Source organism: Brunnivagina elsteri CCALA 953 (assembly GCF_002289455.1).
GTDB classification, from domain to species: Bacteria; Cyanobacteriota; Cyanobacteriia; order Cyanobacteriales; family Nostocaceae; genus Brunnivagina; species Brunnivagina elsteri.
Genome location: NZ_NTFS01000621.1, coordinates 1 through 2,533 on the forward strand (window position 1 = coordinate 1; position 2,533 = coordinate 2,533).

Annotated in this window: 4 protein-coding genes; all 4 read right to left on the bottom strand. The window is 42.4% G+C overall.

Features of this window, described 5'->3' with window-relative positions; all coding sequences use genetic code 11:
• Positions 1 to 37 precede the first annotated feature (37 nt).
• Entirely contained in the window at positions 38 to 547 is a 510-nt protein-coding gene (locus CK510_RS29150) for a hypothetical protein (RefSeq protein ID WP_143289498.1), read from the bottom strand.
• Between the two features lie 103 nt (positions 548 to 650).
• Positions 651 to 1,130: a Mini-ribonuclease 3 gene (locus CK510_RS29155; RefSeq protein WP_095724949.1), complete on the bottom strand. Its 480-nt coding sequence runs from the start codon at positions 1,128 to 1,130 to the stop codon at positions 651 to 653.
• Between the two features lie 542 nt (positions 1,131 to 1,672).
• Entirely contained in the window at positions 1,673 to 2,110 is a 438-nt protein-coding gene (locus tag CK510_RS29160; protein ID WP_095724950.1) for an STAS domain-containing protein, read from the bottom strand.
• A 67-nt stretch (positions 2,111 to 2,177) separates the two neighbouring features.
• On the bottom strand, positions 2,178 to 2,533 hold a 356-nt coding region (locus tag CK510_RS29165; RefSeq protein WP_444876505.1), incomplete at its 5' end, for a glutamine amidotransferase-related protein.

The window sequence follows — 2,533 nt, forward strand, 5'->3', positions numbered from 1 at the left end:
ATGGTGACACAAGCCGAGGCGACACAAGTTACGGCGCTCAACCAGTAAAAATTAAAGGTAAGCGCGTTGTTTCCCGTACAGTCGGAACTCCGAGAACAAGCAGAAGCGAGCCAAGTAGAGGTGACACATACCGCAGCGATACACCAAGACGGGAAACAACGCGCTTACCTTTAATTTTTACTGGTTGAGCGCCGTAACTTGTGTCGCCTCGGCTTGTGTCACCATAGCTTGTATCGCCATAACGAATGTCACTGTCTCCAACCTTCTTTGGCGAGGTTTTGGGTGGAGCAAATTTACTGTGCGATCGCGTAGCGACTCCTTGGGAATTTCGTACACCAAATTCTTTGGAATTGCGAACAGCGACTCCCCGCCCTTCTGAAACCCCATCACCAGCAGAATACCGCACGATTGGCTTATCTCCATTCTCATTCGATTTTCGTGGAGCTACAACAGAACGCTGAACTACACGTTTACCCTTAATTTTCAGGGATTGCCCGCGTTGCTTATCGCCTTTAGGATTGAACTTTTTGCCTTTGTTAATAGCCATAATGATTTTTTTTGTGTGCTTACAATCGGGCATCACTTTCATCTCAATTTACACAAACTAACTAATGTCGTGTTGCCATTTTGAGATATTGGTACTGATACCGCTATTTTTCTAGATTTAGTTTTTGCAGGAGTTCGTTTAAACGGGCTTCATCGGTCAAATGTAAATAACCAATTAAAGTTTCTAAACTCGTCGCTTGTTGGTAGGTTTCGGGATCGACTCGCTTTGGTCGTCCTGTGGCGGCATTGCGACCCCGACGGACGATTTCTAATTCATTATCTGTTAGATATGGTGCAAGCGATCGCAGATGGAGCGCTTGCATTTCGGCTCGTACCTGCCCGACAACCGCGCTGTGGTAGCTATCAAGTCGTTTTGGTGGCAGCAGGTAATACATTCTCACGTATAGCTCGTAAACTGCATCCCCTAAGTAAGCTAAGGCAGCCGGAGAAAGTTGCTGAAGTTCGGAACGAGATATCTGAATAGACATTTCTTTGCCAGCAGCCTTGAGGAGTTGACTCGAAGATGAATCTTGCTTGGGTAATTCATCCTGTCCATCAGGTAACTTTTCCTCCTTTGATTTCACAAATTCATCGTTCCTCACAGCTACATTTGGGAGACTTATTTGAGTCAACTAAACTTGCCTGCAATCTGCCATGCAGGTCAATTAATTATAAATTAGGGCTACATAAAGTAATTTTTTATTTCAGCTTCAAAATTCAAGCTGTGCTTGAGGTTTAGGTGCGTTATTCAGGTTTGAGTTCCAAATGTTGCCAATCAAATTTTGCCAATACTTAAACTTCAAAATGTTCAAAATCTGACTTTATCGGACTAATCTATTTCCCTTATCTATCCCTTGTCTTGCATTTTCAGCAACTAGAGATATACATAATTTAAATACATAATTACCGAGGAAACGTCAACAGACGATAATAATACTTCACTCAGTTTGTTGAGTGTGTATCCCCAATGGGGTGATGCAATTACAATCCACCTATATACTTCTACCTCATTACCTGGAGTAATGTACCACAAAATAATTTTAGTCTAAATTGAGTAAAAATTAAGCTATCCAGATTTTTATCTCGGATAGCTAATTGGTTGTTTTGCTCAAACCATTAAGCTGGCTTAATTTTGCCCAGGGATATTACCTAGAGCAGCATCAACACTTGCTTGTAAAGCGAGAAACTTTTCTAGACGTACTAGCTTAACGGTTTGAGTCACACGGGCATTTGTGACAATTTGCAAAGTACCTTCATTTGTTTGCGATTGCTTTGCAAGTTGTACCAACGCACCCAAGCCCGAACTGTCAACAAAGTCGATTTGCGAAAGGTCGAGAATGATATGTTTTGGACCATCGTCGATTTTACTTCCGATAACCTTACGGAATGTCGGTTCGGAAAAGGCATCTAACAAGCCTGTGAGGCGGAATAGCTGACAGTTATCCCGGACTTCACGAGTGCCCCGCAGGCTAACGGTTAAATTCAGTGGTTCAGCTATAACTCCCTCCCCTTTTAAAGTTAACGCCCAAGTATAAATGGTTTTTGTGCATCTTGTCCATAACATATTTGTTAGGGGATTGGGCATGGGGCAACCATTACTCATTAACTACTAACAATTAGCTTTTATCTTTTTACCTAACACTGGCAATTTCTGACTGTTTTGCAGTTTGCATTGTTTGCACAAATTGCTGGAAAAGGTAATCGGCATCATGGGGTCCTGGGCTGGCTTCAGGGTGGTATTGTACTGAGAATATCGGCAAAGTTTTGTGACGAATTCCGGCTATAGTCTGGTCGTTGAGGTTGAGATGGCTAATTTCGACTATGTTATTTGGCAAAGAATCCGGGTTAATCGCGAAGCTGTGGTTTTGGCTTGTGATTTCTATCCGTTTTTGTAAACCCGCAGGTTGATTTAAGCCTCGATGTCCAAATTTTAGTTTAAAGGTTTCTGCCCCTAAAGCGTGACCTAAAATTTGATGCCCCATACAAA